At 43.0% G+C, this 13694-nt stretch carries 10 protein-coding genes and 1 pseudogene; 6 read left to right on the top strand and 5 right to left on the bottom strand.

Annotation, left to right across the window (positions count from 1 at the left end):
- Positions 1 to 68 precede the first annotated feature (68 nt).
- On the top strand, positions 69 to 1529 hold the full coding sequence (locus NSQ66_RS19790) for an MFS transporter (RefSeq protein WP_038572373.1): 1461 nt from the start codon (positions 69 to 71) through the stop codon (positions 1527 to 1529).
- Between the two features lie 33 nt (positions 1530 to 1562).
- Here the strand turns inward: NSQ66_RS19790 and NSQ66_RS19785 are convergent.
- From NSQ66_RS19785 to NSQ66_RS19775, 3 genes and pseudogenes are all read right to left on the bottom strand, one after another.
- Positions 1563 to 2630 (bottom strand): annotated as a pseudogene (locus NSQ66_RS19785) (glycoside hydrolase family 99-like domain-containing protein).
- A gap of 13 nt (positions 2631 to 2643) precedes the next feature.
- The gene (locus tag NSQ66_RS19780) at positions 2644 to 2958 is read right to left on the bottom strand and encodes a glycosyltransferase (RefSeq protein WP_081390182.1); all 315 of its coding nucleotides are present in this window, start codon (positions 2956 to 2958) and stop codon (positions 2644 to 2646) included.
- Positions 2959 to 2987: 29 nt separating this feature from the next.
- Positions 2988 to 3680, bottom strand: a complete 693-nt coding sequence (locus NSQ66_RS19775) for a DUF3880 domain-containing protein (protein ID WP_076142303.1) — start codon at positions 3678 to 3680, stop codon at positions 2988 to 2990.
- A 207-nt stretch (positions 3681 to 3887) separates the two neighbouring features.
- On the opposite strand from NSQ66_RS19775, the gene NSQ66_RS19770 reads away from it, so the two are divergent.
- On the top strand, positions 3888 to 4298 hold the full coding sequence (locus NSQ66_RS19770; protein WP_232061415.1) for a hypothetical protein: 411 nt from the start codon (positions 3888 to 3890) through the stop codon (positions 4296 to 4298).
- 89 nt (positions 4299 to 4387) lie between these two features.
- On the opposite strand, the gene NSQ66_RS19765 is transcribed toward NSQ66_RS19770, so the two are convergent.
- Complete coding sequence (locus NSQ66_RS19765; RefSeq protein ID WP_244886527.1) at positions 4388 to 5743, bottom strand: PFL family protein; 1356 nt, start codon at positions 5741 to 5743, stop codon at positions 4388 to 4390.
- A gap of 17 nt (positions 5744 to 5760) precedes the next feature.
- Positions 5761 to 6030, bottom strand: coding sequence for an ACT domain-containing protein (locus NSQ66_RS19760; protein ID WP_036685776.1), 270 nt, complete (start codon positions 6028 to 6030; stop codon positions 5761 to 5763).
- A gap of 217 nt (positions 6031 to 6247) precedes the next feature.
- On the opposite strand from NSQ66_RS19760, the gene NSQ66_RS19755 reads away from it, so the two are divergent.
- The 4 genes from NSQ66_RS19755 to NSQ66_RS19740 all read left to right on the top strand — a co-directional run bounded on the left by NSQ66_RS19755 (position 6248) and on the right by NSQ66_RS19740 (position 13650).
- Positions 6248 to 7879 carry a diguanylate cyclase gene (locus tag NSQ66_RS19755; RefSeq protein WP_076142304.1) on the top strand — a complete coding sequence of 544 codons (1632 nt, stop codon included), beginning with the start codon at positions 6248 to 6250 and terminating at the stop codon, positions 7877 to 7879.
- Between the two features lie 61 nt (positions 7880 to 7940).
- Positions 7941 to 8321, top strand: a complete 381-nt coding sequence (locus NSQ66_RS19750) for a response regulator (RefSeq protein ID WP_036685780.1) — start codon at positions 7941 to 7943, stop codon at positions 8319 to 8321.
- On the top strand, positions 8299 to 11559 hold the full coding sequence (locus NSQ66_RS19745; RefSeq protein ID WP_076142305.1) for an ATP-binding protein: 3261 nt from the start codon (positions 8299 to 8301) through the stop codon (positions 11557 to 11559). Before NSQ66_RS19750 ends, NSQ66_RS19745 begins: the two co-directional genes overlap by 23 nt.
- A gap of 234 nt (positions 11560 to 11793) precedes the next feature.
- Positions 11794 to 13650 (top strand): assimilatory sulfite reductase (NADPH) flavoprotein subunit, encoded by a 1857-nt coding sequence (locus tag NSQ66_RS19740; protein ID WP_076142313.1) that lies wholly within the window; start codon positions 11794 to 11796, stop codon positions 13648 to 13650.
- Positions 13651 to 13694 lie beyond the last annotated feature (44 nt).

The raw sequence follows: 13694 nt of genomic DNA, 5'->3' as shown, positions 1-13694 counted from the left end.
TGGGTATGGCGAGTTTGGTTGCGTGCGCAACTAAACGGTGATTATTAATATTTAATGAGGTGTTAGTTATGAGTTCTGTAAGTGCAACCTACCAAGAGGATAAAGAAATTCAGAAGAAGCGCTGGATGATTTTAATTGTTCTGAATATTTTTACGTTTATGTCCACCCTTGATGGTAGTATTGTCAATATTGCTCTGCCTGAGCTATCCAAACAACTGAAGCTGCCCATGGCGCAAATCGAATGGGTAACTACAGGTTATTTAATGGCGATCTGTGCAGCGATACTTTTCTTCGGCAAGCTTGGAGATATCGTAGGAAAGATTCGAATCTTTAAGATTGGCACCATTATATTTGTTATTGGATCTATGCTGTGTGGGCTTAGTGTAAGTTTACCAGCCTTGATCGCTTCACGTGTTATTCAAGCCTTGGGTGCTTCGATGACCATGGCGAACAGTCAGGGAATTGTTACGGATATCTTTCCTGCCACGGAGCGTGGTAAAGCCCTTGGTTTCATTGGTACATTCGTGTCTCTGGGAAGTATAGCTGGTCCAAGTTTAGGCGGGATTATGGTTTCCACCTTAGGCTGGGAGTATATCTTTTGGGTTAACGTGCCTATTGGTCTGATCGCTATATTTTTTGGCTGGAAGGTATTGCCTAAGGATTTAACGAGAGTGAAATCTTCGATTGATGTGCCGGGCAGTTTACTGTTCGCTGTTTTTATTATTACTTTGTTCGCAGGATTATTACTAGGACAACAGCTAGGGTATGGTAACAGCTTAATTGTTACATCAATAATTGTTGCTGTCGTCAGCTTCATTGCTTTCATATGGACGGAGCTTCGTAGAAAAGAACCGTTGTTGCAGCTGTCATTATTTAAGAATCCGTTGTTTTCTTTAAGTATATTATGTGGTTTTCTCGTATTTACAGCGAATTTCTGCTTCAATATTATCGCGCCGTTTTATGCACAGAACATGCTTAATTTATCGCCATTCTATGCAGGCTTCTTGTTAATGTTGTTGCCGATATGTATGGTAGTCGTGGCTCCAATGAGTGGTGCGCTATCGGATAAAATAGGCTCTGAATTTTTGACTTTTGCGGGGCTGGTGGTCATGGTTATTGCACAGTTCGGATTAGCACAGCTTCATGTAGGAAGTTCTGTTGTGCTGGTAGGTGTGTGGATCGCTATGCTGGGTATAGGAAGTGGCCTGTTTCAATCGCCGAACAACTCGCTTGTTATGTCTAAGGTACCAAGAACACAGCTTGGTTCTGCGGGTAGTGTCAATTCGTTAGTTCGTAATGTCGGTATGGTTGTCGGCATTACAATTGCTACTACAATTCTTTTTCAAGTGATGAGCAGTAAAGCCGGCTATAGAGTGACAGGGTTAGTTCCCGGCCGACCAGAGTTATTTATCGAGGGTATGCATGTAGTGTTTGTAACCTCGGCATCCATATGTCTAGTGGCTGCTTTATTAACTGGCTGGAGATTGGTGAGTGCAAGAAGCGCCAGAGTGCAGTCATCGGAAAGATAACATAAAATGAAAAAGATCCTTCTGGCGCTACGGCTAAGAAGGATCTTTTTTGTGATGAAATTGTAGGGCTTCCTTAACGGCTTGCAAGTATTGATATTGATAACGCTCATCCGGTTCCAGATAGGCGCCTTCAGCCCATTCATTCCAGGCGTTGATATAAATATATTCACTTTTGAACATTTTTTTGGCGCGCTCAATTTGTCGTGAAAGGTATTGGCCGAATTTTTGAGGATTAGCACCTAAGGTGCTTTGTCCGGCAGGGCCTTTCCGTGGTGTGTTATCCCAGTTGACAAAGGCTCCCGGATATATGATTTCTCCGTCCCTATGGGGTGTCCGCTCCAACATGGATTCCCATAACTCATCATAATCAATTACGATATGCCTCTGATCCTCCACCTGCTTTGAGCTCCATAAATGCTTAACCCCGCCATGTGCGAATGTGTAATGCGGCTCAAATTCCAGACTGGCATCGAATCCTTGCTCTTTCTGTAGGGGGAAACCGCCCAGTGTCCGGACCAGATGAAGTCCTTTAAGTCCGTTCTGCAGAGCCAATTCGCGCCAATATTGAAGCATTTCTTCACAGCGCGGGATACTAGCAGATCTATAAATGATAAAGACAGGCTTATCTTCCACTCGGATATAACGATCATCTTTGAAGGCTTCCAGCAATGCAAAAAAGTGCATTCGCCAATCCCGTTCTTCTCCGTATTCCTGTGGCATCAGTACATCCTCTTCGGTGCCATCTCAGCTACGTGTCCATGGTTCGTTAGCCCAAGAAAGGCAAAAGGGGAAGTCAGGCTCTTTGCTCGCAAGAATCTGCTGAACCGGTTGTTCCAGTAGTCGCCTGCCATTAAACCAATAGTGATAATAACAAAAACCGTAAATGCCATGAGCCCTTGCAGTCTCTGCCTGCCATTGTTTCACTTTAGGATCCGTTAAATCATAGTAATTATTATTTAATGGCTTCTTGGGCTGATCATGTTCAGGATAAAGGGCTGCAGCCTTCCTGACATTTGTCCATTCTGTAAAACCCTCACCCCACCAGGAATCGTTCTCTGTGATCTGATGAAACTGAGGCAATACAAAAGCAATACATCTCAAGTCATGCCACCCCCTATGGTTCCTTGAATATTTTGCTCAGCAGTAACTTTCCTTGCTGGATATAAGAATGGTTATATTTAAGTTCCTTTAGAGCACGAGAGGCAGAAATTCTCCTTTCTTCACTATGTGAAAAATAGTGCTTAAAGCTATCGGAGAGCTCTTTGAAGTTCTGGAAACGAATGAGATCTTCTTCTGCAATTCGGTAATTATGAAGATGGGGATGATCCTCCACTAACTGAAATACACCGCAAGCGGTGACCTCCATAATCTGCTGCATAGAACCAGTGCAATTGATGATGATTTTTGCTCCATTATAATAACTGGACATATCTTTACTATGGGTGATATCCAGGAAATTTATGGGGGGTCCCAACCACGCCCGGCGATCATTACCTTAAGGCCTTGAAGCAGGTCTGAATACGCCAACGTGTAAAGCACACTATCGATTTGAAAATCGCCGAGAATGAGTACGTCACTCTGATAACAGTCCTCCACACGTCTTGGATAATAGAGATCCGTATCCGCAGCATATGGGAGATAGCTGGAATGTTTGCCCCATAAACCCTGATAATAGATCAGATTAGCTATGTTCTGTGTGAAAATATAATCGAATAACAATGCCAGATTACGTTCTGTTGGAGTAAGACAAGCTGCATCTGCCATCCATACCGCTTTGGGAACGTTGGAAGTTTTCAGAGCAGGGAGGTTCTCCTCCGGAAATAGGGTCTCCGATCCTAGAGCTAATATTAGATCAGGTTGAAAATGGGCTAAATATTCCTCCAGATTATGCTGGAATTTAATAGCAAGTACTTCTTTGACCAAATGCCTTAGTTGATCCTTAAAAAGTCGTACATTAGGCATTTTATCGCTTGCCTCTGTTGGAACCAGCAGCAATATTCTTAATTGCTTGAGTTCCCGTTGCAGCGGCTCTGCTCTATAAGAGTTCATCTCAAGGATGAGGTTATGGTGTTGCGATGGATTTACTTGGCTGATGGTGACTTCGTGACTTGAAGGCCTTTCAGGAGTGAGCCTATTAGCTGTCTTCTTCATAATTCCTCCTGTATTCTGTGGAGCCAGTCGTCCGCTCTAGCACCGAGTCTTGCTAATCATTATATGTGTAGGGGGTTATTTTGACTTTAGGTATAAGACCATTAATCAGAGCCCTGAAGATAAAAAGCGGATTTAGTGAAAGCTGTATATCTATCTATGACAGGGCTGGCTTGTTTAACATAAGATATGCTATAAAACCTGAAAGGGATGATCGCCTTGCCAACCTTCGATAACGTTCTAGTTACAGGAAGTCAGACCATTCAAAATGATCTGCACGTTAATGGAAATGAGACTATCGATTCGAATCTGCATTTGAATGGTAGTCAGACCATAATGGGAAGCCTAAATGTGAACGGCAGTGAATCCATACTTGGTCATCTGGGGGTAACCGGTGAAATTAGCGGGGCAGGCACCATTAGAGCTGCAACCCGGTTGATCGCTACGAACCAAGCAACATTGCCACCAGGCGCTCCTACCAGCCTGCAACAAGTTCGATACTTTTCTGTAGGTGCTGTAGGTCAGACTGGTCTCGTGCTGAAGGGCACAGATGGAAATGATTATGTATTATTTATCGATTTGACTGGCGGAACACCTAATATTGGCATCCAACGGGCTTAATCAAGGTAAACTAACATTCTCAGCATCAGATTAATAAAAAACAGCAAGTCTCCTAAGTACAAATAGGGACTTGCTGTTTGAGGTTTCTATTAATTCTTAAAGCTATGAATTGGAGCTGGGATTCGTCCGCCACGATTAATGAAGTTCGCGCAGTTGAAGCCGTTCACTGCCATGACTGGTGCATATCCGAGCAGGCCGCCAAATTCGACCATTTCACCTACGTCCTTGCCGATTACTGGAATCACGCGAACCGCAGTGGTTTTGTTATTCACCATGCCAATTGCAGCTTCATCCGCGATGATACCGGAAATGGTCTCCTTGGTGGTGCTTCCTGGGATAGCTATCATATCCAGTCCCACGGAACAAACACAGGTCATAGCTTCCAGTTTCTCTAGTGTAAGGGCACCCCGCTGAACGGCTTGAATCATGCCGTGATCTTCACTGACTGGAATAAAGGCTCCACTAAGGCCACCTACATAGGAGGAGGCCATCACGCCACCTTTTTTAACATTGTCATTTAGGATCGCCAGAGCAGCGGTTGTTCCCGGTGCGCCAGCTTCCTCCAGACCCATGACTTGAAAGATTTCGGCAATGGAATCTCCGATTTCTGGAGTAGGGGCTAAGGATAGATCGATAATCCCAAAAGGAACATTCATCCGTTTGGAAGCCTCTTGAGCAACTAGCTGACCGACACGTGTGACTTTGAAGGCTGTCCGTTTAATGGTTTCACATAAGGTTTCAAAATCCTGCCCTCGAACCTCTTCAAGCGCACGTTTGATTACACCAGGACCGCTGACGCCAACGTTGATGACACATTCCCGCTCCCCAACCCCGTGAAATGCTCCGGCCATAAAAGGGTTGTCCTCGACTGCATTACAGAAGACTACCAGCTTGGCGCAGCCGATGGAATCCCGATCCTTGGTGCGTTCTGCAGTTTGGATAATAATGTCGCCCATTAATTTCACAGCATCCATGTTGATTCCACTTCTGGAGGAACCGACATTGACCGAGGAGCAGACTCTTTCAGTGACTGCCAATGCTTCAGGAATACTGTCGATCAGAATACGATCGCCTTTGGTGCAACCTTTTTGTACAAGTGCAGAGAAACCGCCAATAAAGTTAACGCCTACCTCTTTTGCAGCCTTGTCCAGGATTTCAGCAACAGGTACATAGGTATCTGTCTTCACCGCACCAGCGGCAATAGCGATGGGTGTGACAGAAATCCGTTTGTTAACGATAGGAACCCCAAATTGTCTTTCCAGATCTTCACCCGTCTTTACGAGCTTTTCAGCGGATCTGGTGATCTTGTCATATACATTTTGATTAAAGGTGCGCATATCCGTGTGGGCACAATCCATGAGGCTGATCCCCATTGTTATGGTACGCACATCCAGATTCATTTCACGAATCATCTTATTCGTTTCTTGTACTTCCACTAGTGATATCATGGTCAGCCATCCTCCTAGATTCGGTGCATAATATTAAAAATATCCTCATGCTGAAGCTTGATTTCCACGCCAATCGATTCGCCAAGCAAATGTAATTCCTCTACAATATTCTCAAAAGCTTTAGTTGAGCTAGAAATGTCTACAATCATCATCATGTTAAAATAATCCTGAACGATCGTCTGCGAAATATCCAGAATGTTCAAATTGTGTTCGGCTAGATATGTACATACTTTAGCAATAATCCCTACTTTATCTTTTCCTAATACAGTAATAATTCCCTTCATGAATACAGCCTCCCTTTATATTTATTGATTTCACCGTGTATACGGAATGAACCATTCCAACTATTATTGCAAATGATGAAACAAGCTTCAACCAAAGGTTTTTTGTCAGTTTGATTAAATATTTATTTTGACAGCTGAAATTATAGAAAATTCATTTGACAGCCTATAAAAAATGTGATGAACTGAGAGTTTGATATGATAGTCTGAAGGAGTAAATATGACTACACAAAAATATAAAGACATGGTTGAGCAAAGAACGAAGATGACCCTCCAGGAATGGACGGAACAGGCGGAAGTGAAGGAAAAGGACATTTATCGTTTTTTGCATAATTTAAAAGGCACTGCTGGAACTGTCGGATTACCAGATGTCGAACAATTTGCCGAGGATACGCTGCCCTATTTCATGGAAAGCAGTCTTAAGAGTTGGTCGGTTGAGGAATGGGGGGATTATTTATATCCACTGATTCCATTGTTTAATGTCCATTCATTGGCAGCTTCAAGCTCTGTTAAAGCATTGGATAAAAAGGGACCTGCTGAGACGCTCACGCAGAATGATATTCTTCTTATCGACGACGATGTAGAGTTAGTTGCTTATCTGAAAGAGTCATTGGAGAAGCAGAATTACTATGTAAGCATAGCCTTATCTGCTGAACGGGGACTCAAAATCTTTTATGAAACGAAACCAGATCTCATTCTGCTGGATATTCTTTTACCGGATAAAAGTGGGATTGAGGTGTTGAACCAAATTATCGGCAAGGCTAAAAAAGAACGAATTCCCATTATCATTATAAGTGGGGAGTACTCCAAAGCGACGCAAATGCATGCGTATTCGCTGGGGGTGATGGATTTTTTACCGAAGCCTGTAGATATTGATTTATTTCTGGTATTGATCAAAAATCGCTTTCAGCTTAAGAGAGAATGGCAGGAGTCCATCATCGTGGATGATTTGACCGGCGCATTCAATCGCAAACACTTTAATCAAGTCATGAAGCAGTTGATTGGTGATTTTAAGCGGACTAACCGCGTATTTTCGTTAGCGCTGATTGATTTGGATTATTTTAAAAACGTTAATGATACATATGGTCACCTAATTGGAGACGAAGTTCTGCAGGGCTTTTCCGAGCTTGTGAAGAATTCCATCCGTCTGGAGGATACCTTTTGCCGTTATGGGGGAGAAGAGTTTGCAGTGTTCTTACCTCACACGGATGCGGAATCTGCAATGTTGGTTATACAGCGTATTCAAGAGCGGTTTGCGGCTACTGACTTTTTTGCGAAAAATGAAATCTTTCATGTGACCATCTCTAGCGGGATTTCTGAGGTAACAGATGCCGAGAATATAGCCGATAAATTGATTGAGGAAGCAGATCAGGCTCTTTATGCCAGTAAGCATGCTGGAAGGAATCAGACAACGCTTTATTCGGACCATTTATCCACTACTAAAAAGCATTCGGTTCTGAATGTGATTGTTGTAGATGATGATACGCTAATTCGTAGAATTGTGACCAGTCAGTTCGCCATTTGGGAGCCGGATAATATTGCTGAGGTGAAGGTTAGCAGCTATGCGAATGGGCTTGATTTCCTGCAATCGGATTGGTATGCCGTGGATGAGAAGTATATTATTTTGCTGGATGGTGTGATGCCTGATCTGGATGGAGTAGAAGTTCTGGAAAGAATCCGCAAAACGTATCCGGAAGTAAATATATTAGTGATCATGCTGACGGGAAGAAATAATCAGGCGGATATTGTACATGCCCTGCAGATGGGTGCCGATGATTATGTAGTGAAACCGGTTCATATGCCTGAGTTATTGTCGAGAATAGAGCGGTTGGCTCATAGATTTTTGTTCTAATTGGTTTCTGAATATGTTGTGAGCACCAGGAGAGATCTAAAGCGGAGGGAATTAGGCAGCTATGCAAAAGGTAATGGTAGTGGATGATGAAGAAGTATTACGGATGTTAATTGTAGACACCTTAGAAGATTTGGAAGACGTGGAGATCCATACTGCCGAGAACGGATTAGAGGCGCTTTCAAAATTGTCACAGGATCATTATGATTTGGTGATATTGGATTATATGATGCCTGAAATGACAGGGATTGAAGTCCTAGGCCAACTGGATGATGAGAAAAAGAAGGCTACAGCTATTTTAATGTTAACAGCCAAAGCCCAAGATGTAGATCGTCTTCGAGCGGTAGATGCAGGCGCACGTTATTTTATGCCAAAACCTTTTAGTCCGATGGAACTCTTGCAGATTGTGGAGGGGATCCTAAGTGACAAAGGGAAGCAGCTCTAATCACAGTATTAAAAATAGATATTTTCGTATCATTGCCTTGGTTTTTTCGTTAATCATTATTATGGGATCTGTATTTTTATTTTTCATAAATAATGAGCAGAACAAATTAAGTAGAGACCGTGAAGTTCTGCAGAATAAGGCGGACACGATTAACGAATTGGCGACTGCATTAAATGAGGTTTTTTTCCGAGCGAGGGGATTCAGCGCACTTAAGAGTGACAATGAATTAGATCTCCTAAACTTAGGACTTGTTAACTTTGATAAGATTCTGGATACCTATTCTAATCTCAATTTATCTCCGGAAGAAGCCTTGTTTAGAGATGGTTTGAAAGCATTTTATGTTCAGTACAAAACTAAAGTTTTACCTGAAGCGATTCGGTTTGTCGAGGCAGACGATTATGTGTCTTTGAGAGCTCTATCCGCAGATGGCAACACGAAATCAGTGAATGATTTTTTAATGTATACAAAAGAGTACAAGCAACGATCCGATGCCGCATTAAATACTATGGCTATGGATTACATCAAACGTGCCAATGAATTTACCTTTATCGCATTCTTTTTCAGCACGATTATTCTGCTAATCTTCACCTTTATGATCTGGCGGATTCTGAAGAACCTTATAGATCCTATTCTGAAGCTGGAAGGGGCAACCCATTCCCTGGCTGCAGGAGAAGAAATTCTTCTGGGCAAGCTTAAGAATCAAGATGAAATTGGCCGACTTTATGATGCTTTTCTTAATATGGCTAGAAGTATTCAAGATAAAGAAGAAGAATTAATGATGCAGAATGAAGAGCTGCATGCGCAGCAGGATGAACTTCAGGATCAGCAATATAGGCTGCAACGCTCGCTTAGTGAAATTGAAAGTATGATGAAAGCTTTGGATCAATCGTCTGCGGTCGGGATCCTTACTGCTAAAGGTGTCTTTACCTACGCGAATGATAATTTAAGTGGATATACCCGCTATAAAAAGTCTGAGATTATCGGTTACACCTATAAGTTATTTGAACTTTATAATATCTCTGACGAGGGTTATCAGAAAATCTTTAACAAATTAAATACAGGCGGAGTGTGGAACAATGAGCTGCAGATTCTAGCCAAAGACGGATTGCCCATCTGGCTGCATCTGACGATTGTGCCGTACCTGAATGAAGAGGGTGTGATTTATCAATACATCCTTATTGCGAACGATATCACCTCAATGAAAAGCGTGCAGCAGGAGCTAGCCGAAACGTTAAAAAATACAGAACAGACCAAGATGATGCTTGAGCTTAATAATCAGCTGAATCATGATATTACTTATACCTTGGATAAGCATGAATTTGCCGATAAGTTTATTGAGTTTATGCATCGCCTGTATGCCTTTGATTCGAGTTTCTTCCTGCTTGTGAAAGATAATATCGCGGCTGTGAAAGGCATTCCGCAGGAGAATGTGGAGCGTTATCTTGATCATGAGAACAATGAGATATTATATCGCTTGCAAGCGGAAAAAACGTACCTAATCAAGCGTTTGGCCACACAACCAGAGCAAGGGATTTCTGCGAGTGAGGTCTATGTTTACGACTTCTACACTACTGTTGTGAACGCAGAGGATGAGATTCTTGCAGTGTTCTGTGGCAGCCGGATTGGTCATTCCTTCAGCAAAGAAGAGATTAATGAGGTTCAGGGGATGATGAACCGCGTAGCGCTGGCGATTGAACGTTTATTCATGTATGAAGAGATTGAACATGGACGAAAGCTGAATCGGGACATCGTAAATAATGTGAACGAGGGCATACAATTTGTGAATACAGAAGGTATGCTCCTGCAGATGAATAAAGCGTTGAGCAACATTTTTAATTATGAGTGGACAGAAGGAACTTTGATTCCCCGACAGAAATGGATGGATTATTTCATCGAGCACTCGAATGAGAACCATGAACTTCGGATGTTTTTTGAAAAAGCGATTGCTGAGGATGCTCTGGAATCCAGCAGCATGCAATACTCCATTGGAACTGAATCGATGAAGCATATTGATGTGTATGCGATCCCTGTATTCCGTCGCGAGCTGCGTATTGGTACATTGTTTGTCTACAGAGATATCACTAGAGAATATGAGCTGGACCTTATGAAATCTGATCTTGTCAGTACGGTAAGTCATGAGCTAAGAACACCGCTATCGAGTGTGCTTGGTTTCACAGAACTGCTATTGTCTAAGACCATGAAGCCTGAGAAGCAGCTTAAATATCTGGAGACGATTCATAAAGAAGCTAAACGACTGACGGAGCTCATAAATGATTTTCTTGATTTGCAGAGAATGGAGTCAGGTAAGCAGCAATATATCACGGAGCATTTGAATCTCAGTGAAATTGTATTAGGCGTAATTGATCAATATAAACTGAGCAGTACCCATCATGTGCTCCTAGTGGATGAGGCTTTGAATGCGGATGTTGATGTGGACAAGGATAAGATTGTCCAAGTTCTGACGAATCTGTTAAGTAATGCGATTAAGTTCTCGCCTGATAACAATGAAGTTAAAGTACTGCTGCATAACGAGTCGGATAGGATTATTGTACGTATCCAGGATAATGGTCTTGGCATTCCTAAGGATCAAATAGGACAGCTATTCCAAAAATTCAGAAGAGTGGATAATAGCGCCTCTAAAAGAATTGGAGGAACAGGACTTGGACTTGCTATCTGTAAGGAGATCATTGAGAAGCAAAAGGGAAATATCGGTATAGATTCCGTAGAAGGAGAAGGCACTACCGTCTGGTTTAGCCTCCCTATCCTCCATGCGGAAGCGAGCCGGCAACAGGATGAGCTTAATAAATGGAGCACCGATAAAGAGCTCAAGCCTAATGTAATGATCGTTGAAGATGATTACAGTCTTTCGTTGCTTTTATCAGAAGAGCTTAAAGGGAAGGGCTTCCGTGTTACCCATCATTACCATCCACAGCAAGCTTTTGATCAGGCCTTGAAAACACCATTTGTGGCGATAGTGGTAGATTTGATGTTGGGTGAAGAGCTGGATGGCTGGGATTTGATCCGCATGCTTAAAGAAGATCCAAGAACTGAAAATATCCCTATCGTTATTTCTTCTGCTCTGGATCAATCGGATAAGAATCAATTAAACGATGTAATTCAAAAATATTTAACTAAACCTTATCCGCCCGGCGAGCTATCGAATACGCTTGAGGAGATAGTGAAGATTAAGACGGGGATCGGCGAGGTGTTATTTCCCGAAAGTAAGCAAAAATTATAGCTTTTATTTATCACAATATTTTATAAATAGTATCACTTTTTATAATGAAACCGATCAAAACAGGTTAAATCATACTGTTTTGATCGGTTTTTACGTACTATATAGATACTTTTTCAATAAATTACAATTATTAGGTTAAATCGACATCATTGATCGTTTACAATTATTGTGATAGCCTGATTTCATGAGGTACGGATCATCAGAAGATTTCATGTTTAGGAGAGGTGGATATTGTTGCAACTACAGGTAACGAACAGTCCTTTTAACGAGAGCCAAGTCGAGCTACTCAATCGTCTTCTACCATCCTTAACGGAGACACAGCAAATATGGCTTAGCGGTTATTTGTCGGCCATGGGCCTTACTACTGCACCATCGGCAGGTGCCGGGGTTCAAGCAGTGCAATCAAATACGATAGGAAATGCGGAAGGTAGTGCAGTTAGTCAACCTGTAGCTTCACGTGAAGTGACCGTGTTGTTTGGGTCCCAGACAGGGAATTGCCAACGGCTGGCTGGGAGCTTGTCCCGCAAGCTGGAGGAGCAAGGATTTCAGGTCACGCTCACTGCGATGAACAGCTTTAAGCCCAATGCACTTAAGAAGGTTGAGAACCTCCTATTGCTGGTCAGTACTCACGGTGAAGGCGAGCCGCCAGATAATGCACGGATGTTCCATGAATTTCTCTATAGCAAAAGAGCCCCTCAATTAGAGAATCTGAAGTTCTCAGTGTTGGCACTGGGGGATACCTCTTACGAATTCTTTTGTCAGACCGGCAAGGACTTCGATCAGCGGCTTGAGGAACTTGGCGGCAAGCGGTTAAGTCCGCGTATTGATTGTGATCTTGATTATGATGATTCGGTTACCGAGTGGTTTGAAGGCGTGATTGGTGCCTTAAATGCACATTTAAATGCTCCGGCCATTGCGGCAAAAGCGGTTCAAGCTGCGGAAGACACAGATTCTCAGGAGCCTTTGTATACCCGCAACAATCCTTTTAAAGCGGAAGTATTAGAAAATCTAAATCTGAACGGACGTGGTTCCGACCGGGAGACCCGCCATTTGGAGCTATCACTAGAAGGCTCTAACATACAATTTGAGCCAGGGGATGCGCTGGGTGTCTACCCGGAGAATCATCCTGAATTGGTAGACGCTATTATTCATACTATGGGCTGGAATCCTAATGATATTGTTCCATTTAATAAAAAAGGGGAAGAAGGTTCCTTACGTGAGGCACTTCTTCACCACTATGAAATCACTGTATTAACCAAACCGTTGCTTGAGCAAGCGGCGAAGTTATCTTCTTCTAACAAACTAAAGGATTTATTGGCGCCAGAACGTGCGCAACAGCTTAAGGAATATATTCAAGGCCGCGATCTGCTCGATTTGGTTCAGGACTTCTCTCCATGGGAAGGCTCAGCCAGTAACTTTGTGACTATTTTGCGCAAGCTTCCAGCACGACTCTATTCAATTGCTAGCAGCTATAAAGCTAATCCAGATGAGGTTCATTTAACGGTTAGAGCTGTACGTTATGAGGCACATGGCCGTGAGCGTTATGGGGTCTGCTCGGTACATTGTGCTGAAAGAGTCCAGCCGGGAGATACGTTGCCCATCTACATTCAACATAATCCTAACTTTAAGCTTCCAACAAATCCTGATGCGCCGATCATTATGATTGGACCGGGGACAGGCGTTGCACCCTTCCGCTCTTTCTTGGAGGAACGTGGCGAGCTTGGGGCGGAAGGTAAATCATGGCTGTTCTACGGAGATCGGCATTTCGTGACGGACTTCCTCTATCAGACGGACTGGCAGAGAATGCTAAAAGACGGCTTGTTAACTAAGCTGGATGTTGCTTTCTCCCGTGATACCGAAGAGAAAGTATATGTTCAGCATCGCATTCTGGAAAAGAGCCGCGAGGTCTACGAATGGCTGCAAGCGGGAGCTCATATTTACATTTGCGGTGACGAGAAGCATATGGCACATGATGTTCATTCTGCTCTGATTACTGTCATCCAGCATGAGGGTGGGCTGAGTCCTGAAGAAGCAGCAGCTTATTTGGATAATATGCAGCAGGCGCAGCGCTACCAACGTGATGTTTACTAATGGATAGAGGAAAGTTATCGAATGACTTCGGGGGGAGATAACAA

The organism is Paenibacillus sp. FSL H3-0329, assembly GCF_037963285.1.
GTDB lineage: Bacteria > Bacillota > Bacilli > Paenibacillales > Paenibacillaceae > Paenibacillus_AQ > Paenibacillus_AQ odorifer.
The sequence above is the reverse complement of the archived record's forward strand: the minus strand, read 5'-3'. Positions and strand labels throughout refer to the sequence as shown.

Excerpts from the sequence above, each read along its gene's own strand:
- NSQ66_RS19770 (WP_232061415.1), top strand. The coding sequence starts at position 3,888 with ATGATCGCCTTGCCAACCTTCGATAACGTTCTAGTTACAGGAAGTCAG.
- NSQ66_RS19790 (WP_038572373.1), top strand. The coding sequence starts at position 69 with ATGAGTTCTGTAAGTGCAACCTACCAAGAGGATAAAGAAATTCAGAAG.
- NSQ66_RS19750 (WP_036685780.1), top strand. The coding sequence starts at position 7,941 with ATGCAAAAGGTAATGGTAGTGGATGATGAAGAAGTATTACGGATGTTA.
- NSQ66_RS19780 (WP_081390182.1), bottom strand. The coding sequence starts at position 2,958 with ATGTCCAGTTATTATAATGGAGCAAAAATCATCATCAATTGCACTGGT.
- NSQ66_RS19775 (WP_076142303.1), bottom strand. The coding sequence starts at position 3,680 with ATGAAGAAGACAGCTAATAGGCTCACTCCTGAAAGGCCTTCAAGTCAC.
- NSQ66_RS19760 (WP_036685776.1), bottom strand. The coding sequence starts at position 6,030 with ATGAAGGGAATTATTACTGTATTAGGAAAAGATAAAGTAGGGATTATT.
- NSQ66_RS19755 (WP_076142304.1), top strand. The coding sequence starts at position 6,248 with ATGACTACACAAAAATATAAAGACATGGTTGAGCAAAGAACGAAGATG.